Origin of the sequence: Megasphaera hominis, from assembly GCF_014269395.1 — a bacterium.
In the GTDB taxonomy this organism is placed as follows: domain Bacteria; phylum Bacillota; class Negativicutes; order Veillonellales; family Megasphaeraceae; genus Megasphaera; species Megasphaera hominis.
This window is the reverse complement of record NZ_JACOGK010000006.1, coordinates 67050-87085: the sequence shown is the minus strand read 5'-3', so window position 1 is coordinate 87085 and position 20036 is coordinate 67050. Positions and strand designations below refer to the sequence as shown.

General features: G+C 51.0%; 14 protein-coding genes and 1 tRNA gene. 13 read left to right on the top strand and 2 right to left on the bottom strand.

Translation table 11 applies throughout. The annotated features are described in order from the left end of the window. Positions 1-22: 22 nt before the first annotated feature. The 13 genes from trmB to H8J70_RS03180 all read left to right on the top strand — a co-directional run bounded on the left by trmB (position 23) and on the right by H8J70_RS03180 (position 16499). Positions 23-685, top strand: a complete 663-nt coding sequence (trmB, locus tag H8J70_RS03240) for a tRNA (guanosine(46)-N7)-methyltransferase TrmB (protein ID WP_186502425.1) — start codon at positions 23-25, stop codon at positions 683-685. Further along, positions 682-1923 carry an FtsW/RodA/SpoVE family cell cycle protein gene (locus tag H8J70_RS03235; RefSeq protein WP_186502424.1) on the top strand — a complete coding sequence of 414 codons (1242 nt, stop codon included), beginning with the start codon at positions 682-684 and terminating at the stop codon, positions 1921-1923. Before trmB ends, H8J70_RS03235 begins: the two co-directional genes overlap by 4 nt. Positions 1924-1947: 24 nt before the next feature. Beyond that, positions 1948-3213: a uracil permease gene (uraA, locus tag H8J70_RS03230; protein ID WP_186502423.1), complete on the top strand. Its 1266-nt coding sequence runs from the start codon at positions 1948-1950 to the stop codon at positions 3211-3213. 24 nt (positions 3214-3237) lie between these two features. Further along, on the top strand, positions 3238-4350 hold the full coding sequence (hydE, locus tag H8J70_RS03225; RefSeq protein ID WP_186502422.1) for a [FeFe] hydrogenase H-cluster radical SAM maturase HydE: 1113 nt from the start codon (positions 3238-3240) through the stop codon (positions 4348-4350). Between the two features lie 423 nt (positions 4351-4773). Beyond that, positions 4774-4862, top strand: a tRNA-Ser gene (locus tag H8J70_RS03220). 353 nt (positions 4863-5215) lie between these two features. Further along, positions 5216-5572 (top strand): hypothetical protein, encoded by a 357-nt coding sequence (locus tag H8J70_RS03215; RefSeq protein WP_186502421.1) that lies wholly within the window; start codon positions 5216-5218, stop codon positions 5570-5572. A gap of 2 nt (positions 5573-5574) precedes the next feature. Further along, positions 5575-8064 carry an Hsp70 family protein gene (locus tag H8J70_RS03210; RefSeq protein ID WP_186502420.1) on the top strand — a complete coding sequence of 830 codons (2490 nt, stop codon included), beginning with the start codon at positions 5575-5577 and terminating at the stop codon, positions 8062-8064. A gap of 4 nt (positions 8065-8068) precedes the next feature. Then, the gene (locus tag H8J70_RS03205; RefSeq protein WP_186502419.1) at positions 8069-9454 is read left to right on the top strand and encodes an AAA family ATPase; all 1386 of its coding nucleotides are present in this window, start codon (positions 8069-8071) and stop codon (positions 9452-9454) included. Further along, positions 9451-11079, top strand: coding sequence for a hypothetical protein (locus H8J70_RS03200; RefSeq protein WP_186502418.1), 1629 nt, complete (start codon positions 9451-9453; stop codon positions 11077-11079). The genes H8J70_RS03205 and H8J70_RS03200 overlap by 4 nt, the downstream gene beginning before the upstream one ends. Before the next feature lie 25 nt (positions 11080-11104). Then, positions 11105-11899, top strand: coding sequence for a hypothetical protein (locus H8J70_RS03195; RefSeq protein ID WP_186502417.1), 795 nt, complete (start codon positions 11105-11107; stop codon positions 11897-11899). Positions 11900-12148: 249 nt separating this feature from the next. Next, positions 12149-13654: an IMP dehydrogenase gene (locus H8J70_RS03190; RefSeq protein ID WP_186502416.1), complete on the top strand. Its 1506-nt coding sequence runs from the start codon at positions 12149-12151 to the stop codon at positions 13652-13654. Positions 13655-13861: 207 nt separating this feature from the next. Further along, on the top strand, positions 13862-15589 hold the full coding sequence (gene ilvD / locus H8J70_RS03185; RefSeq protein ID WP_186502415.1) for a dihydroxy-acid dehydratase: 1728 nt from the start codon (positions 13862-13864) through the stop codon (positions 15587-15589). A gap of 130 nt (positions 15590-15719) precedes the next feature. Next, complete coding sequence (locus tag H8J70_RS03180; protein ID WP_186502414.1) at positions 15720-16499, top strand: hypothetical protein; 780 nt, start codon at positions 15720-15722, stop codon at positions 16497-16499. A 52-nt stretch (positions 16500-16551) separates the two neighbouring features. Here H8J70_RS03180 and H8J70_RS03175 read toward each other — a convergent pair whose 3' ends face one another. Next, positions 16552-17646, bottom strand: coding sequence for a metallophosphoesterase (locus H8J70_RS03175; RefSeq protein ID WP_186502413.1), 1095 nt, complete (start codon positions 17644-17646; stop codon positions 16552-16554). Positions 17647-17709: 63 nt separating this feature from the next. Then, on the bottom strand, positions 17710-19761 hold the full coding sequence (locus H8J70_RS03170; RefSeq protein WP_186502412.1) for a transglycosylase domain-containing protein: 2052 nt from the start codon (positions 19759-19761) through the stop codon (positions 17710-17712). Positions 19762-20036: the final 275 nt, after the last annotated feature.

The window sequence follows — 20036 nt, the reverse complement described above, 5'->3', positions numbered from 1 at the left end:
CCTTTTTTAAAGGAGTAAAAGTATGCGTTTACGGAGAAAACCCTGGATTGATGAGGCAATCAAAGAATATGATTCCTTTGTCCATCTTTCCGGAGCAGAACAGTTCAAGGGAAAATGGAATACCCTGTTTCCCAACCCCCAGGCACCTTTATGGGTGGAATTAGGCACGGGTAAGGGAAATTTCATCTCACAGATGGCAGCCCTGCATGGGGAAGTGAATTTTATCGGCATTGAAATTCAGGTAGGGGTTTTGTACTATGCCTGCAAAAAATGTGCAGAAGCAGAGGTAACCAATGTACAGCTCCTGAAATTCGATGTCTCGCGCATAGAAGATATCTTTGCTCCCGGCGAAGTGGACCGCTTTTTTATCAATTTTTGCGACCCCTGGCCTAAGGCCCGCCATGCTAAACGCCGCCTGACGTACCGCTTGTTCCTGGACCGCTATGCCCGGCTTCTCAAAGAAGGCGGTGCTGTCTGCTTCAAGTCGGATAATGCCGGCCTCTTTGACTTTACCCTGGAAGAATTCAAGGAACGGCAATGGCAGCTTTCCGAAGTGACCTACGATTTGCACCATAGTGATATTCCAAACGAAGTACAGACCGAATATGAGGCCCGTTTTAGTGCGAAAGGGCAGCCTATTTTTCACTGTTTTGCTGTCCGCCCGACGGCAGGTGAAGGGAAATGACTCCGAAAACAAAGGAACTGCGGTTAACCTTTTGGATGATTTTTACAGCATTCCTTCTGCTTTTCATCATTGGGACCGTAAATATATTCAGTTCCACTTTTATTGAAGATATGGCAGAAGGCGGCAGTGCTTACGGTCATTTAATCCGCCATGTTCTTTGCTTTGTCATCGGCATGATTCCGGCGACCATCGTCTATCGCTCAGACTATCGTCTTTGGAAAAAAATCGCCTGGCTGGCTGTTATTTTTTCGGCCTTGCTTCTGGTTGCCGTTTTGGGCGCCGGCATTGTCGTCAATGGCGCTAAGCGCTGGCTCGGCGTCGGCGGCTTCACCTTCCAGCCGTCAGAAGTGGCTAAATTGGCAGTCATCCTTTTTACGGCCAAGTATTTGGCACCCCTTTTGGAGAAACATAAACCTATCGCTTTTTTTGGTCCCTGGGACAGCAGCCCCCAGGCACCGGCGTGGAAACGCTTTCATTGGCTGCCCCAGCCGGTCCTGCTGCCGGCCCTGGTCCTGGCGGGCCTGGTCATTAAGCAGCCTGATGCAGGGACGGCGATTGTCATTATGTTTTTACCCTTTGCCATGCTTTGGATTAGCGGGGCCAGCCTGAAACAAGCCGTCATTCCGTTGGGCGTGTTTTTGGTCGCCGCTGCTGCCTACACCCTTTCGGCGCCGTACCGGATGGACCGGCTGCGAGCCTGGTATGATCCCAGCTCGTATGCCCAGACTTTAGGCTATCAGACTATGCAGGGGTTTATTGCCATCGGGTCCGGCGGTATCATGGGCCAGGGCATTGGGGAAGGTATCAGCAAGTTCAGCTATCTGCCTGAAGCGCATACGGATTTTGCCTTTGCTATTCTGGCGCAGGAATGGGGCCTTCGTGGTTCCATTGTCATGCTCGTATTGTTTTGTATCCTTATTTTCTTCGGTTTTCAATGCGCTTGGAATACACATGATAAGTTTGGTGAATTGCTGGCAGCCGGCATTACCCTGTACTTTGGCGGCCAGGGTTTGATCAATTTGGCCATGGTTTGCGGCCTCTTCCCTGTCGTAGGTGTACCCTTGCCCTTTATCAGCTATGGCGGTACGTCGCTCATTGTCAATCTGATTGCGGCGGCCCTGCTCTTAAATATAGCGCGGCGCAACTATAAAACGGCCGTTATGGCAGCCCGTTTGCGGATGCAGCCTCATGTACAGTCCATGAAAAAAGAAACACGCAGTCATTTTCAGCTGCATTAGGATGATTCTAGGAGGTCCTTACGAATGGAAAGACGTATTATTCAGGTAGACGAACGCCTGCCACTGTTGCCGACAATCCCCCTTAGCCTGCAACATTTATTTGCTATGTTTGGTTCGACCGTACTGGTGCCGTTTTTGCTTCACGTAGATCCGGCGACAGCCCTTTTCATGAATGGCATTGGCACACTCTTGTACCTGACCATTTGTAAATGGCGCCTGCCTGCTTACTTAGGCTCCAGTTTTGCTTTCATTTCTCCGGTCCTGGCGGTTTGTTCCACACCGGGGATGACCTATGGCGATGCCCAGGGCGGGTTCATTGTCTTCGGTCTTTCTTTTATGGTATTAGCCCTCATCGTCGATAAGGTAGGAACCAAGTGGATTGATATTCTCTTTCCGCCGGCAGCGATGGGTGCTATTGTAGCTATTATCGGCCTGGAGCTGGCTCCCTTGGCCATGACTATGTCGGGCTACCTCGGTGAAGCCCAGGGCATGAGCAACGAAACGGCCATCATTATTTCCACGTTTACCCTCATCGTAACCGTATTGGCGACGATTTTGGGCCGCGGTTTTATCGGTATTATTCCGATCCTCATCGGTGTCGTATCGGGCTATGTCCTTTCTTACTTTATGGGGGTTGTCGATTTTTCTGCCGTAGAAGCAACGCCGTGGTTTGCTGTGCCGACCTTCTATGAACCGAAATTTAACTTTAGTGCTATTATGATGATCATGCCGGCCCTCTTCGTCGTCTTTGCTGAACACTTAGGGCACCTCTTTGTCACCAGTGATATCGTCGGCCGCGATCTGATCAAGGACCCGGGCCTGCACCGCAGCCTCTTTGCTGACGGCCTGTCCAACGTCCTTTCGGGCTTTATCGGTTCTACACCGAATACGACGTATGGGGAAAATATGGGCGTCATGGCCATTACCGGTGTGTACAGCACGTGGGTTATTGGTGGCGCCGCTGTCTTTGCTATCGTTTTTTCCTTTATCGGTAAAGTAGCTGCCCTCATTCATGGGATTCCGACGCCGGTTATGGGTGGCGTCTGCATTTTGCTCTTCGGCTTCATCGCCGCTTCCGGTATTCGTATGCTCGTAGAAAAGAAAGTAGACTATACGCGGTCTAAAAACCTCATTCTGACGGCTGTGACGATGATTACGGGCCTTTCCGGCGCAACCGTAGTCCTCGGTCCGGTACAGCTTAAAGGGATGGGTCTGGCCACGGTAGTTGCCATGGTATTAAGCCTGGCGTTTATCTTTTTCGAAAAGACCGGTCTGGAAAATAGAAACTGACCGTCTCGTATAAGAGGTGATCGTATGGCAATAGCTTCAGCGCTGCAAGCGCTTTTACAAAAGCAGGAACGCATGACCCGCCAGGATTTGGTGACGCTGCTCAGCCTGACCGATCCTGAGGAATTACAGGCCTTGTATGATGCGGCTTATGCCGTAAAAGCAGAAAAGGTCGGCCGTGTCGATTACTACCGCGGCCTCATTGAGTTTTCTAATCGCTGCATCAAAAATTGCTGCTATTGCGGCATTCGCCGGGACAATGAAGAAGTAGAACGGTTTGATACGGTCCGTCAGGATATCCTCGACATGGCCCAATGGACGTACGACGCAGGCTATGGTTCCTTGACACTGCAATCCGGTGAACGGCAGGATCCGGAGTTTATCGATTACGTCGAAGCGCTGATCCGGGATTTGAAAAAAATCGGCAACGGCGGCCTGGGGCTGACCGTTTGCGTTGGCGAACAGACAGAAGAAACGTACCGCCGCTGGTTTAATGCCGGGGCGCATCGCTATTTATTGCGCATTGAAACGAGTAATCCCGATCTCTATGCTACGCTTCATCCCCAGGATGGACACCATCTTTGGCAGGTCCGCTGTGATTGCCTGAAAATGCTGCGCCGTATTGGCTATCAGGTGGGAACCGGTGACATGATTGGCCTGCCAGGCCAAACTGTAGAAGATCTGGCAGCAGATATTCAGTTTTATAAAGACATGGATATCGATATGATCGGCATGGGCCCGTATGTCGTACACCATCATACGCCCATTGGCCAGGCTGTCGTAGCAGCCGGTCTGGATTCGGAAGCAGATAAATTAAACCGCCTCCATTTAGGCTTAAAGATGATTGCCGTAACGCGGCTGTATTTGCAGGATGTCAACATCGCTGCGACGACGGCGCTGCAGGCACTACATCCCTTAGGCCGCGAACTGGGCCTCAAGGCCGGAGCCAATATTCTCATGCCTATTGTGACGCTGCCCCAGTTCCGGGCGCAGTATCTCCTCTATGATAATAAACCCTGCGTCGATGAGCATGCCGAACAATGCCGTAACTGCCTCAGTGCCCGTGTGGCCTCTGTAGGCGATCGCGTAGGTCTCGGCCAATGGGGCGATTCACCACACTTCTTTGAGAAAAATAGATAAGGCCTGCACTATCTTTTTCATTCGTTCTATGTTACAGTAAAGATGGAATCTCTGGTTATGGTAATCGGGATTCTTAAAATAGTATCTCTCGTACGCGCGATAGTGTAGGCGTACGGGCAGTAGCTACGGGCGAATCAAAAACCTTCACCGTCAGCACTACTATTTTAGGGTATACGCTCGTTCTTACATGGGTGTTCGTAAGAGATAACTCCACCTTTATTGTTATTTCTTACCTGCAAGTACACCGTCGGTGGATACGGGGGCGGAGGCTCACTCCCGCCAAAGAACAGTATATCCTTACTAAAGGCAAATCCCTACGTGCGGCTTGTTTCGTACAGGCACGGTTAAAAAGGGGTTTGCCTTTTCTTTTTTATTGCTATTTTTTTACAGGTTTGATATAATATTTTCGTTAGTTCTTCACAGGGAAAGGTGTCCGAGTGGTTTAAGGAGCTGGTCTTGAAAACCAGTGATACGGCAACGTACCGTGGGTTCGAATCCCACCCTTTCCGCCACAAAATTTCAAAATGTCATGAAGAAGGAATATGCAGTCTGCAGACTGTATATTCCTTCTTTTTTTGTATGCCTGCCTGCGTGTTCGATGAAAAAATAAATATGCATTATGAAACGATAAAAACGAATGCAGGGTGGCAGGCGCTGTATTTTTACAGATGAAATGATATAATTAAATACATATGTAACGTACCTGAACTGTATGGGAACGAAGGCGCAAGACGACAGGGCTATTCATAAAAGGGGCAACGGGGCCGGCCCGGCCGGCGTGGCTGGAAGCCGGGACCTATGTCAGGACCGGTCTGTCAAGAGCCGTCAATATAAGAAAATACAACGAAGACGAGGAGGCTGGGATATGGAGACAGAATGCATGCAGGATGTGTTTATCAATACCCTCATAGAGTCATGGCGTTTTGCCAAGACGTATGCCAAGATACTGGAGAAGCTGGATTTGAGGGAAAGAAATAAATATGCCGGGCGTCTCACCTGGTATATGAAGAAACTTTCTGAAAATGCGGCCAAGGCTGGCATTAAAATCAAGGAATACGAAGCCGGCGAGCCCTTTGATACAGGCATGGCGGTAACGACCGTCAATATGGATGAATTCGCACCGGAGGAGGCGCTGGTCATCGAGCAAATGCTGGAACCGATTATTATGAACCGGGAAGGGCAGATCTTACAAACGGGAACTGTACTGTTGAGGAGGGCGTGAGCATGGCAATCTATGTAGGCATTGATTTAGGGACGACAAATAGTGCCATTTGTACGTATGATGGCAAGGAAACCAAGGTGTGGAAAAGCAGTGAGCAAAATGATGTGACGCCTTCGGCCATTTATATTGACCGCCGCGGTAATACGCAGTATGGCTTACGGGCTTATAATGCGGCCTCCCAGGCACCGGGCTATGCGGCGACGTTATTTAAACGCTTTATGGGCACGAGCACACTGATTGAATTTCCGGCAGTGAAGATCACGAAAACGCCGGAAGAATGCTCGTCAGAGATTCTAAAGGTGTTGTATGGCTATTTGTCCGGCAAGGTAGCGGCTGATGAGATCAAAGGCGTGGTCATTACGGTGCCGGCAGCGTTTAATCAAATGCAAAAAAACGCTACCATGAAGGCAGCCGGGCTGGCCGGCTTTCGCAACGTGTCTTTAATGCAGGAACCGGTAGCAGCGGTCATGAAGATCATGCAGCAGGAAAATTCCGATGGCACGTTCCTGGTCTATGACTTAGGCGGCGGCACCTTAGACATTGCCATTGCCGAAAGCGTTGCCGGACGGGTCAATCTCATTGCGCACGGCGGTATTGCCATGTGTGGCGGCCGGGACTTTGACAGAACACTCGTAGACAATGTGGTCAAACCGTGGCTACGGGAACATTTTTCTCTTGCCGATGATCAGGTACAGCGGCAGGACACGCGCTTAATGCGCATGGCTGCCTGGGCGGCAGAAAAGGCAAAGATGGAACTCTCGTCGAGTGATAGCGCTATTATTTCTTTATCGGAAATGGAATTGAATGTCCGCGACTTGGACGACAATGAAATATATTTGGATATTCCCATTGACCGGGAACAATATGACGGACTCATCGAAAAACGGCTCATGGAATCTGTAGAAGCAACGCGGGAAACGATCAGCAAGGCCGGCCTTAAGCCGCAGGATATTGCCAAGATCGTCTTCATCGGCGGGCCGACCAATTATAAGCCCCTGCGGGACAAGGTGTCCTTTGAATTGGGGATTCCCGGCAGTACCGACGTCAATCCCATGACGGCCGTTGCCGAAGGGGCCAGCATCTTTGCTGAGTCCATCGACTGGGATTCTTTGGAACATGGGCGCAAGGGCAATAAAGGGAAGATGAATACCGGTGGTGGTCTGGATGTACAATTTGTATATATTGCCAGAACATCAGACAGTAAGACAAAAATTGCCGTGAAATTTGCCCAAGCTGAGCCAAAGAACATGCAATTCCAAATCGACAGTCTGGATACGGGCTGGTCGTCCGGTCGTTATCCCTTAGAAAATGGCAAAATCATGGAGGTGCCTTTGTCTGAAGCAGGTGAAAATACCTTTAAGGTATTCGTCTTTGGTTCTGGCGGTGAAATCGTTCCGATCAAAAATGACAACATTGTCATTACCAAGACGGCCGCGACGATCGTTGGCATTCCGGCTTCTCACTCCATTGCGGCCATTGTCTTAAATAAAATCGGCGGCGATCAAGTACTGGACTATTTAGTGAAGGCAGGAGAATCACTGCCCAAAACAGGACAAAAAATATATCGCGCCGGAGAAACTCTCAAGGCAGGCAGTGCCAAAGCGTTGAACTTTAATCTGGTGGAAGGGGATATTGAGTATCCCGTCACGGATAACCGGCCTATTGGCTATTTACAGATTAGTGGTAACGATTTTGAAGACGATATTATTCCGGCCGGGGCCGAATTGGAATTCAACTATCAGATCATGGATTCAGGAAACCTGGTCGTATCCGTATCGGTACCCAGCATAGGTATCACCTTCGAAACGAAAAATTTCTATACGACAGCAGGAAAAACGCCTGATTTCAGCCAGACGTCAGAACAGGTCAACCGGGATGCCCTGGAGCTGCTGGACCGCATTTCTAATATGGAAGAAGCCGTCGTCGATCCGGCCCTGAGCGAAGCCAAGGATAAGGCGAACGAAGCGCTCTTTTTGAACCAGAAGGGAGAAAGTGCGGAGGCCATAGGAGAAGCATGGAATAAAATTTATGAAGTCAAACGCCTTTTGTCAAAAACGCGGGAACGGAACTTAAAGGCCATCCGGCAGGGGGAATTAGAACGGCAGCTCGCCATTTATGAAGAGTCAGCCAAGCCGTATGCGACGGCCGTAGAACTGGCCCGTTATGAAGGCTTGCGGCATAATGCGGGCAAATGCATAGATAAAAATGACAGCGAATTTGAACTGACCTTAGCTAAGATACACGATGAAATATTTACGATCTTATGGCGGCAGGATTGGTTTGTCATTGATCTCTTCAATCATTTTGCCGGCCATCCCGCAGGCTGTCAGGATATGCAGCGCTTCCAGGAACTGGTTGCTGAAGGGCAGCGCCTGAAGCAAGCCGATCGCATTGCGGATTTGAAGCGGGTCCTCGCAGAAATGGTAAGCCTGGCGTACAACTTTGACAATACAGGCGATATCCGCAGTCTGGTCAATATTATCAGGGGGTAGGAAGATGATTGATCCTTGGCTGCCGCGGGGCTATCACATACACGGCTGGAAGATAAAGCAGGTCGCCTGCGCAGGGACGGACTGGCAAATCTACCGTACGGAACAGGCCGGGGACGATCTGCTCCTTATGGCAGCGCCCTTAGGGGAAACACTGATGGCGCAGGGGTTTTTAAAATCCGGCCTGTTGGCATCGATACGTATCGGTGCCGCTGACCGGTACTATCTGGCCGGCGGGACTATCTTTTCCCTGGCAGGCTGCCCGGCACCGGATACGTTCATTGATGCCAAGGCCGTCGCGCTGGCACTGCGCCAAAGCCGGCAGGCAGATCAGGAGGTTTCCTTGGCTGGTGCCATATATGTAGAAAAATATTCCCTCCTTTTACCAACCGCAGGGGCAGCGACCTTTGTTGGAGATGATCTTGTATTAGGTCAATACCTGACCGGAGGGATTCCGCTGTCGGTCTTTGCTTTTTCCCGGCTGGCAGAAATTTGCAGCTGGCTCACAGAAGAGCAGCTGCGGGACATTATAAATGCGGCCGGTCTGTCCCTGCCGGCAGGCTGTGGTGAGGCAGCGGAACGGACGGACCACAGGGCTGTCATCAAAGGCACGGGCCCCTTTAGCTTGCCCGGCCGGCCAGCCTTAGAAACGTTTTTTAACGAACACATCATCGATATCGTCCGGCATGAAGAGAAATATCGGCGCATGGGCATTGATTTTCCCTCGGCCACTATTTTATATGGGCCGCCGGGTTGTGGTAAAACCTATGCAGTACAACGGCTGGTAGAATACCTGGGCTGGCCCAGCTTTACTATTGATGCCAACAGCGTAGGCAGTCCGTACATTCATCAAACGGGTAAATTGATTGCAGAGCTATTTGCTAAGGCGCAGGAGAAGGCTCCCTCGGTCATTATTATTGATGAAATGGAAGCCTTCGTCTCTGCCAGGGACAGCGGCGGGTCCCAGCAATATCACGTAGAAGAAGTGAGTGAATTTCTGCGCCTCATACCGGAAGCCGTGCAAAACAAAGTCCTTATCTTTGCCATGACCAACCGGCTGGATATGGTAGATACGGCCATCCGGCGAACGGGCCGGTTTGATAATCTTGTCGAAGTGACCTTTCCCGGTAAGGAAGAAGCAGCGGCGTTAATTCAGCATTTGTTACAGGATCTGCCAGTCAGTGACACCCTGCATACAGAGCACCTTATTGACGCCGTAACGGGAAAGCCCTTGTCCGATGTGGATTACGTTATCCGCGAAGCGGCCAGACTGGCAGCTAAACAGGATAAGGAATGTATCGATCAGGAATGTCTGGATCTGGCTACAGCTGCTTTTGAAGACCGGAAGAGAACACACAGGGGTTCCCCTTTCCAGGATAGGAGTTTCTCATGAACGTATTTGATAATCCCTTTTATACATTAGGCGTGTCGACCAGATCAAAAAAGGCAGACATACTGAGTGCGGCTGAAGATTTGGAATTATTACATGATGATAGCGCGGCAAGAGACCGGGCAAACAGCATTATTAACCCCGTTACGCGGCTGGAAGCTGAAATTTCCTGGTTTCCCGGCGCGGACCCGGCGGCTGTACAGGCGTTCCTGGACGAAATCAAAAAAGGCGGTGCCCCGGAATTTGCTGCGGCTGAGAGCTTTTTGCAGGAATCAAAGCTGGCCTGTGCCCGCGTAACTGTACTGGCGGCCTTACTCTGCTGCCATACAGCGGCGACTGCACCGGTGTGTGTCCGCTATCTCCGGGAAATGGCTGACTGCTACGAGAATATCGATCTGGAAAGCTTGTTGTCCTCGATTAATACAGACCGCAGGGCAGCCGGTATAGCCGTAGTGGAAGACACGGACCGGGTTAAAGCGGCTGTAGGCAGCTATGCAGAATACCTGGCGTCTGTTGGCAAGCTGGCACTGGACAGGCTGCCGACGGATGATCTCATGGCTGCCGTAACGGAATTGGTGGAGGTTACGACAAAGGAAGGCAAAGACATTGCGCCGTCCTTAATCTATAAACTGGTCGACATATATGAAATAGAGACACAAGCCTTCTTTTATACGGCTACGCCGGCGTTGGAGCAACTCATTGCCACCGTCAAAGAGCGGGCTGATAAGAAAGAGCCGGTACAGACCATTTCGCTTCTCGTCGACAAGCTGCTGCAAATGACCAGACAATGGGATGCCGTAGCCCAGCCGATTCAAATGGCCATGGAAAGCAAGGGCTTAGAGCATGAAGCCAGTCTGGACCTGGCCAGTGAGCTGCGCAATCTATCGGTAGATTTATGTAATGATCATGGCTATGTGGAATTAGCACAGCGTATTATCGCGGCCATTTCGCACATCTTTGCCGAGCTATTCACAGCAGCTGCTGCGTTCCAAAAGGATATGGAAGTACTGCGTAGTTTTGCGCCGTCAGACAGCCAGGCAGAGGCAACGGAGGCCAGTACTCCGGACTATACGGCAACCCTGGAGCCGGCAGCTAAAAAGCAGATCCAAATGACACAGGACTACATACGCGCAGGCAGTGAAACTGTGTATTTGAAAAATATTGGCCATCTCGCCTGGGGCCGTATTCGCCGGCAGGAAGATACGCTGTATATCATCCGTGTGAAAACCTATTCGGGAGAATTTCATGAGTTTTCCTTGGGAAACAGGCCTGATATTTTTTCTGAGCTCACCAAAAGACTTTGGGAACTGGTGGGTGTACGCCTGGGTCTGGAACTGATTCAAGCCTTGCAGGCAGGGAAGGAGAAATCCTTCGGCCAGGTGCTCGTCCGGGACGACGGCCTGGTTTTTCCAAACCAGGCAGCGCAGGGCGCGGGAAAGAGGCTGTACGCTTGGCATGAATTGAAGCTTCTGTCGGGGCAGGATGGATTTTCCCTTACGAGTGTGCGTCAGCCTTCTGTCCGGGTGTATTTGGACTTTCTCATCGTACAGGATGCCCTCCTTTTAGAAACGCTCTTGTCCATGGTATTTAAACAGGGCCTGCACAGGATCAGTGATGTACTGTTATAATTATAGAAGAATATGAGGTGAAATCATGCCCAGGAACAAAGGCTTCGCCGGCTTTGAAGACAAGGCCTTGTCTTTTAAAGCGGCCTGTGAAGCTATTCAAAAAGAGCCTGTCCGGGAGGCCCGGAAACAGGCAACGGCACAGCGGACGACCCGTCCGTCGGGAACTGCGTCCCTGCGGTCTGTTGCCCCGCAGCCGGCCCGCCCGGCGGCAGCGGCCCAGTCACAGCGTACCGGTACAGTCTGGCTCTATGCGCTGCCTCTGCTGGTGGCGGCCTTGTTTTTCCTGATCGGTTATGGGGCTAGTCACTCTTCCGGGAATCCCCGGCCTAAGACGACGCAGTCCAGCCAGACTACCCAGAAGACAAATACAGCTAAACCGCAGCCGGCAGTCAATCAAACCCAGAAGGCACCGGCAGCACCTGCGAAAAAGTCGCCACGAGAGGAATACAGCCAATTTTATACATATGCCGATAAGAAAGATGCTCTCGATCGCAAAACAGCCCAGCTGGCGACGGATATCAATAACTACGCTGGTAATTTGGGCAGCAATCGCTCTTTTTATGATCGTGGCAGGGCCATTTCTAATGAAGCGCGGCAATGTATTCAGGAATTGGATGGCATTTCCTGTCCGTCCGATCAGGCCCGGTCGCACCTCAAGGAGCTCTTCGTACTGATCAATAACCGGGCTGTGGCCATGGCCAATGCCGTAGTCTATTCCAGCCAGGGCAGGGATCCGCTGTCGCAGTTTGCTGAAGGACGTGATGCGGCTATTAAATACGATACGGTAAATGGAGACTTTGAAGCGGCCTATAATAAATAAAGGCAGTGCCTGGCCGTTTAGTGAGGGAGTGCGCCCGGCCGGATACCCTGGCAGGGCGCACGTCGTTCACTTTTGCTTTTTAAGCCGTGGCTGAAAAAACAGACTGATTTTAGAAGAAAATGAGATTACTCTTGATTTTACTTTTGCACGCGGTATAATAGTATAAATTCCCTCGTCACGGGAACCCATTATGAGAGACCGGCAGATACAGGATCCGGTTAGTTGCTTGTATATTAAGGAGGATATAAAATGGCTATTTACATCAATGAACCATCGCATACGTTTAATGAATATCTTTTGATTCCCGGGTATTCATCAAAGGAGTGTATGCCGGTAAATGTATCATTGAAGACGCCTCTCACAAAGTTTAAAAAAGGAGAAAAACCTGCCATAGAAATGTCAATTCCTATGGTGTCCGCTATCATGCAGGCCGTTTCCGGCGAAAAGCTGGCTGTTGCCTTGGCCAAAGCAGGTGGCGTTTCTTTTATTTATGGCTCCCAGACTATCGAAGAAGAAGCTGCCATGGTCGCCAGTGTCAAAGCCTATAAATCCGGTTTTGTACCGAGCGATTCCAATGTCAGCCCGGATATGACTATGGCTGATGTCGTAGCGCTGAAAGAACGGACCGGTCATTCTACAGTAGCCGTTACCTCCGACGGTACGGTAAATGGCAAGCTCGTGGGCATCGTAACCAGCCGTGACTATCGTGTCAGCCGCATGGACCCGGCTACCAAAGTCAGCGAATTCATGACACCTCTGGATAAACTGATTTATGCTAAAAACGGTATTACCCTCGGTGAAGCTAACGACATGATTTGGGACAAAAAGCTCAATGCCCTGCCGATCGTGAATGCCGATGGTACACTGAACTCCTTCGTCTTCCGTAAGGACTATGCAGACCATAAAGAAAACCCCGGTGAAATGCTCGACGAAAAGAAACGTTATATCGTCGGTGCCGGTATCAATACGCGTGACTATGCCGAACGTGTGCCGGCCCTGGTAGAAGCCGGAGCCGATGTGCTTTGCATCGATTCGTCTGAAGGCTTTTCGGAATGGCAGAAGCTGACGCTGGAATGGATTCGTCAGCATTATGGTGATACGGTAAAAGTCGGTGCCGGTAACGTTGTCGACCGGGAAGGCTTCAACTTCCTCGCTGATTGCGGCGCCGATTTCATTAAAGTCGGTATTGGCGGCGGCTCCATCTGCATTACCCGCGAAACGAAAGGGATTGGCCGTGGCCAGGCTACAGCCGTTATCGAAGTTTGCAAGGCCCGTGATGAATATTATGAAAAGACCGGTGTCTATATTCCGGTTTGCTCCGACGGCGGCATCGTCTATGACCACCACATTACACTGGCCCTGGCTATGGGTGCTGATTTCGTCATGCTCGGCAGATACTTTGCCCGCTTCGACGAAAGCCCGTCTGAAAAGGTCATGATCGGCGGTACGTACGTTAAGGAATATTGGGGTGAAGGCTCTAACCGTGCCCGCAACTGGCAGCGCTATGATCTGGGCGGAGCTAAGAAGCTTTCCTTTGAAGAAGGCGTTGATTCTTATGTTCCCTATGCAGGTACGCTGAAGGAAAACGTGGACAAGACGACGAGCAAGATCAAGTCGACCATGTGCAACTGCGGCGCCCTGACCATTCCGGAACTCCAGAAGAACGCTAAGATCACGCTGGTTTCCGCTACGTCTATCGTTGAAGGCGGCGCGCACGACGTCATCCGCAAGGAAAAAAATACGACAGATAAATAAGAAAATTTCCTGTATCCGCATGGACAGAGGTATGACATATGCCATACTTCTGTCTGTGCGGATTTTTTCTTATACGTATGCATTTTAGTACAACACTTACATTCTAGGATACTAATTTGACATATGAATTGACAGAGCACGTACCAGGACTTAACATATTGTATATAAGAGTTTCGTTTTACTAATACTATATATGAAGAGGTGCTAATGATGGATGTACAGAGAAGTAAAGCAACACGTAAGATTTGGCCGCAAGTAGATGCGCTGAAATTGGCAATGAACTGGTCTGAACGCGATCTGGATAAGATGCAGATTCTGGTCGATGATGTACAGGGTGAAAGCCATCCGGGCAGCTACCATCTGGGAACCTTAGCCGAACAGGTGAGCATGGGTGTCCTGGAAAGCGGCGGCAAAGCAGCCCGTTTCCATGCTACGGATATTTGTGACGGCTGGGCCGAAGGCCACGACGGCATGAACTACGTCCTCCTGAGCCGGGAAATCATTGCCGATATGGTGGAAATTCATGCCAACGTCATTCCCTGGGATGGTATGGTTCTCCTTTCGAGTTGTGATAAGTCCGTACCGGCCCATCTGATTGCTGCAGCGCGTCTCGATTTACCGACTGTACACGTACCGGGCGGTTCCCAGCACGTGGGTCCGGATATGACGACTGCCGGACTGTGCGGCCGCCTGTGTGCCCGGGAAAAACGGGGTGAACCGGTGGAACGGGAAATGCGCAATTATAAATTATCCAACTGTCCTACGTGTGGCGTCTGTCAGTTCATGGGGACGGCCAGCACGATGCAGTGCATGTCTGAAGCGTTAGGTCTGGCCCTGCCGGGCACGGCCCTCATGCCGGCTATGTTTGCGGAAACCAAGCATTATGCCCGTGCAGCCGGTGATGCTGTCATGAACCTGGCCCGGCAAGGGATTACTGCCTCGAAGATCATGACGGAAGACGCCTTCATGAATGCCATTAAAGTACACGCCGCCCTGGGTGGCAGTACGAATGCCTTCATCCATTTGCCTGCAGCAGCCCATGAATTAGGTATCGAATTGGATCCGGAAATCTTTGATGAAGTCAACCGCAAAATCAAGCACCTCGTAAATGTACAGCCTAATGGCAAATATGTCGGTGAAATGTTCTGGATGGCCGGTGGCGTGCCCATGGTTGAATGGCTGATCCGGGATCAGCTGAACCTGGATGTCATGACCTGCACGGGCAAGACGCTGGGTGAAAATCTGGAAACACTTCGGGAAGATGGCTTCTTTGAACGCTGCCACGGTCACTTGCGCAACTTTGGTATTCGCCCGGAAGATGTCATTACACCGCCGGAAGAAGCTACGATGTATGGTTCTGTAGCCGTTATGAAAGGGAATATTGCACCTGATGGCGGCGTTATCAAATATTCGGCAACGGTACCGGAAATGCACCATCACATTGGTAAGGCGCTGGTATTCAACTCGGAAGAAGCTGCCTATGATGCGGTTATTAAACGGCAGATTCCACAGAATAGTATCATCGTTATCCGCTATGAAGGTCCTAAAGGGTCCGGTATGCCGGAAATGCACATGACTACCGATGCGATCGTATATGACCAGACGCTGAACCACTCGGTTGCCCTGATTACGGATGGCCGTTTCTCCGGTGCCAGCTCCGGTCCCTGCATTGGTCACATCTCGCCGGAAGCCGTTGAAGGCGGCCCCATTGCCTTGATCGAGAACGATGACCTGATCGAAATCGACATTCCCAATCGTAAGCTGAACGTCATTGGGACAAAAGGTGAAAAACAAACGCCGGAAGAAGTCACAGCTATTCTGGCAGAACGGAAACGCAACTGGAAGGTACCGCAGCTGAAACCTAAATCGCCTGTACAGCGGCTCTATTCGAAGTTAGCCGTATCGGCTATGGCCGGCGCCTACATGGATGTCTGATTCACGCCGCCTGCCGCAGTTCTGAAGATGCCTGTTCCCCAGCCAGCATATTGTTTGCTGGCTGGGGATTTTTTTGTTGTGATATAATACTATATGAGTCCTAATTTATGAGGAGAGGAAGTGAATGCCTGTGCAGATACTTGGTGGAAAAGATCGTTTTATCAATTCGTATTTTGATCCGTCCCAGTGGGGGGCCGTAGTGTGGCAAAATCCGGACGAGCTGCAACGCATGCTGCAGGCCCTGGATATAGAAGGGGCAACCCTCAAAGGAATACGCTTTTTGGATGGCCCTGACTGCATGACCTATAGTAAGGATGAGCGCCAATATCTCTTCCCGGCGGAAGAATTTTATAAATTAAAAGTAAATGACGGAAACAGTCTCTTTTATACGCCTAATGGCACGCGCTTTTCCCTTGAAGAAGGCCGCGATCTCGTCCAGCGCCTGCGTATGCCGGTCCGCTTCCGCGTGCATGAACCGCTGCTGCTCATAACGGACAGGGGGACTTTTGAAATCTTGTACAATGAAAGCAGCAGTGTCCGCGTCAGCAAGAATCTCCTGCCGGCGAACCTGCGTAGCAGCCGCAGCGGCAGCCTGGCCGTATTTGATAGCGAAACCTTGCTTGCGCCTCTGCTGGGCCAGCCTATTCTGTCTGTCGACATTCAACAGGAAGAGGAAGCAACGGCGCGTCAACATGCTACGGGCCTGTGTAACTATCCCTTAGCGTCACAGGACACGTATATTGGTACGGTGCGCCTGGTCTTTGCTAACCGCCTGCAGCTCTGCTTTGATGATGCAGGCCAGGGCAATGGCAACGTGTGGCTCGAAGACACAGACAAGCAGTGGATTTGGCGTTCAGGCAATGAAATAGTGGACGCTTGTGTCCCTTCCCAGCAGCTGGTACGTAAATAAAAGGCAATAAAAAAGCTCCAGCCGGCAGTTGTAAAACCGGCTGAAGCTTTTTTTATGGGCGTCCTTTGATCTTGATGACGACGATTTCCGGTGCCGGGCCTGTGCGGAAGGGCATGCCCCATGAACCGTAGCCGCTGGAAACGATAGCCAGGAGTTTGCCGAAATAGCGGCTGCCGTAGTTGAGCTGATACAGGCGGTTCGTAATCGCCGTAACGGGGAAGAACTGTCCTGCGTGGGTATGGCCGCCCAGATACAGGTCATACCCGGCTGCTTCTGCCTGGGAGATGCGCAGCGGTTCGTGATCGATGAGAATATTGAACTGTCCGGGATCACAGGCGGGAACGGTGGCTGAGGGAAAATGGATATAATCATTGAGGCCTGTAAGTACCAGACCGGGGACCAGTTCCCACTGTTCGTGACGCAGGAAGCGGATGGATGAGAAATACTGATCTTCCCGATCGATATCACCGTCAAAAAAGTCGTGATTGCCAAAAACGGCGTACGTACCCAGGCGTGCTTTGATCTGTTCAAAGGCCCGGTAGCTGCCGTCGCGGAGGACAAAGTCCAAGTGGGCATCGATGAGGTCACCGCCCAAGATGACCGCGTCAGCAGACAGGTCATTGATCCGCTTTACCAGCCGGCGGCTATACCAGTTGCTTTGCAGCGGTCCTAAATGCAGGTCCGTGAGAAACGCCAGGGTAACAGGCGCCGTAAGCTTATCTGTTTGGACGGTGACGGTCCGTGTGACCGGGTGCAGGGCGTGCCATGAACCGTAACAGAGAAGAAGCAGACAGAGTACAAAGAGAACCTGTGCAGCAAGGGGCGCGTACAAGTGCCAGAGGGACAGGGAGCGGCTCAGGGCGCAGAGCAAAAAGGCCAGGCCATAGAGCAGGGCGAAGAAAAAGGAATACAAGGTAAAGACAAACCAGTAACCGCCTGTCCAGGCGAATATTTTTTCCAGCCACGATGGGACTGCGTGAATAGCGTTATAAGCCAGGGAAAAGCTAAAAGGCAGGAGCAGGAAGGGCAGCAGTGTCCACCAAGAAGAAAGAAACGGCAGGCCCTGATGATACATAAACCAGTTGACACAGCCCAAGAGGGCGCCTATACAGCCTATTTTCCAGAAAAATACAATGCGATTAAACATAGGTCTCTTCTTTTGTGAGAAATAAAACCGGGACGGCTCTGCCGTCCCGGTTTTTATGCAGCCCTACTGGGCCTTGTTATTCTTGTCAGCCTGTTGTGATTTGCTGCGCTGTGTATCTGACGTGTCGGTTTTATCCGTATCGGCAGTTTTGGTTTCCGTCTTATTCGGTGTTTCTTTTTGCGTCTTTGTCGTCGTTGTCGTCTTTTGCTCAGAAACGGTCTGCCGTGCCTGACGGGCCATGCCCTCCGGTACGGAGAAGTCCTTCGTCGATTCCCCATCGACAGCAGAGACCATATAATCGTGCCAGATCCTTGCCGGAATCGTGCCGCCGTATACTTCACCCAGACTGTGGGAACCAGTGTCATCGCCAATCCAGACAGCGGTGACGATGGTCGGCGTATAGCCGACAAACCAGGCGTCTTTATTATCGTCTGTCGTACCGGTCTTGCCGGCAGCAGGCTGACCGATGGCAGCGGCCGTACCTGTGCCGTGATCGATGACGCCTTCGAGCATGGAAGTCATTTCATAGGCTTCCCGTTCGGACATAACCCGCGTTGCGTCAGCTTTGTTGTTGCTGTTATCTTCAATGACGTTGCCATTACGGTCGAGAATCTTGATGATGGCCGTCGGTTTAACGTGGACGCCCTTGTTGGCGAAGGTGCCGTAGGCACTGGCCATTTCCAGGGGTGTAACGCCGCGCGTGAGGCCGCCCAGGGCCATGGCCAGGTTGTTATCATTGGGGCTGCCCTTGTCGACGAGGGTTGTTATGCCCATCTTCTTGGCATTGTTGATGATCTTTTCTGTACCGACTTTGTCAGCCAGCTGGACGGCAATGGTGTTGACCGAGAGGGCCAGGGCCTGACGCAGGGTCATCGTACCGCCATAAGATTTTTCCGAGTTCTGCGGACTCCAGCCGCCATAGGATACTTTCTTGTCTTCCATGGTCGAATCAGGGGTCATGTCATCCTGAAGGGCTGTGAGGTATACGAAAGGCTTAAAGGCCGAACCGGGCTGGCGGACTGCCATGCTGGCACGGTTGAAGCTGTCCTGGCCACGGCCGCCGACCATAGCTAAGATATAACCGGTCTGAGGGTCAATGGAAACGAGGGCGCCCTGCGGCTGTGTCAGGCCGTTGGCATCGGTGTAGTTATCAGGCAGATCGCGCATAGCCTTGACCGCTGCGTGCTGCTTTTCTGTATCCAAGGTCGTGTAAATCTTCAGGCCTTCCTTGTAAAGCGCATCGTCGCCGTACTTGGCAGCCACCTGCTGGGATACGTAATCGATGAACGATTCTGTTTCGGAGTTAGCAGCAGTCTGCTTGTTTTGGGACAATTCCAGGCTGGCTTTTTTAGCTTCTTCTGCCTGGGCCGTCGTAATGTAGCCGTATTTAGCCATCTGGTCGAGGACCACGTTTTTACGGGCTTCAGCTTCTTTCAAATTATTAAACGGCGAGTAATAGTTAGGACTCTTAGGTAACCCGGCGAGCATAGCACACTGCGTCAGTGACAGCTGATCGACGTCCTTATTGAAATACGTTTTGGCAGCCGTTTGAATACCGTACGCGCCCTGGCCAAAATAGATTTGGTTCATGTACATTTCCAGAATTTCTTTTTTGCTGTACTTGTGTTCGATTTCCAAAGCCAGCATGGCTTCCTGTACTTTACGCTTTAATGTCTGTTCCTGCGAAAGGAAGGCGTTCTTAGCCAGCTGCTGTGTGATCGTACTGCCCCCCTGGGCGATACCGTGGTTGGTCAGATTGGTGACAATAGCACGAAGAATGCCGATGGGGTCGATACCGATGTGATCGTAAAAACGATTATCTTCGGCGGCAATAAAGGCGTTCTGCAAATTCTGGGGCACCTTGTTGATGTCGATAGGCAGGCGGTTCTGATCGGAATGCAGGGTCGTGATCAAACGGCCGTGGCGGTCGAATACCTGCGAGGAAACGGCAGGACGCATATTGTTGCTTACTGGCGGCAGTGTTTGATAGGCAGCAAAGATGTAGCCAAAACCAAGGCCGGCCATGACGACGATAAGTAAGACAATCAGCATGCGGAAACGATGCAGCGGTCCGCCATGTTTGGCGTGTTTCGCTCTGCGTCTGGGTGTATACATAGTTCCTCCTGATACTCCTTGTGGTAATCATATTAATTCTATTATATATAGCTTTACTAATTTCTAATTATAACACACCAGTGCGCTCTGTGAATAGGGACAAATAGGGGCCGGGGCAAATTTTGACGGTCTTCCCGAGGCTGTTCCGGCACCTAGTCTGGCAACTAAAATAGATGTACAAGAATACCAGGAAGTTTTCTAGAATAGTACGATATTTACCGTAAAAGACATACCATTAAAAAGGTATTATGTCTTTTTTCACAAATTCATTGACA

Excerpts from the sequence above, each read along its gene's own strand:
- trmB (WP_186502425.1), top strand. The coding sequence starts at position 23 with ATGCGTTTACGGAGAAAACCCTGGATTGATGAGGCAATCAAAGAATAT.
- H8J70_RS03235 (WP_186502424.1), top strand. The coding sequence starts at position 682 with ATGACTCCGAAAACAAAGGAACTGCGGTTAACCTTTTGGATGATTTTT.
- uraA (WP_186502423.1), top strand. The coding sequence starts at position 1,948 with ATGGAAAGACGTATTATTCAGGTAGACGAACGCCTGCCACTGTTGCCG.
- hydE (WP_186502422.1), top strand. The coding sequence starts at position 3,238 with ATGGCAATAGCTTCAGCGCTGCAAGCGCTTTTACAAAAGCAGGAACGC.
- H8J70_RS03215 (WP_186502421.1), top strand. The coding sequence starts at position 5,216 with ATGGAGACAGAATGCATGCAGGATGTGTTTATCAATACCCTCATAGAG.
- H8J70_RS03210 (WP_186502420.1), top strand. The coding sequence starts at position 5,575 with ATGGCAATCTATGTAGGCATTGATTTAGGGACGACAAATAGTGCCATT.
- H8J70_RS03205 (WP_186502419.1), top strand. The coding sequence starts at position 8,069 with ATGATTGATCCTTGGCTGCCGCGGGGCTATCACATACACGGCTGGAAG.
- H8J70_RS03200 (WP_186502418.1), top strand. The coding sequence starts at position 9,451 with ATGAACGTATTTGATAATCCCTTTTATACATTAGGCGTGTCGACCAGA.
- H8J70_RS03195 (WP_186502417.1), top strand. The coding sequence starts at position 11,105 with ATGCCCAGGAACAAAGGCTTCGCCGGCTTTGAAGACAAGGCCTTGTCT.
- H8J70_RS03190 (WP_186502416.1), top strand. The coding sequence starts at position 12,149 with ATGGCTATTTACATCAATGAACCATCGCATACGTTTAATGAATATCTT.
- ilvD (WP_186502415.1), top strand. The coding sequence starts at position 13,862 with ATGATGGATGTACAGAGAAGTAAAGCAACACGTAAGATTTGGCCGCAA.
- H8J70_RS03175 (WP_186502413.1), bottom strand. The coding sequence starts at position 17,646 with ATGTTTAATCGCATTGTATTTTTCTGGAAAATAGGCTGTATAGGCGCC.
- H8J70_RS03170 (WP_186502412.1), bottom strand. The coding sequence starts at position 19,761 with ATGTATACACCCAGACGCAGAGCGAAACACGCCAAACATGGCGGACCG.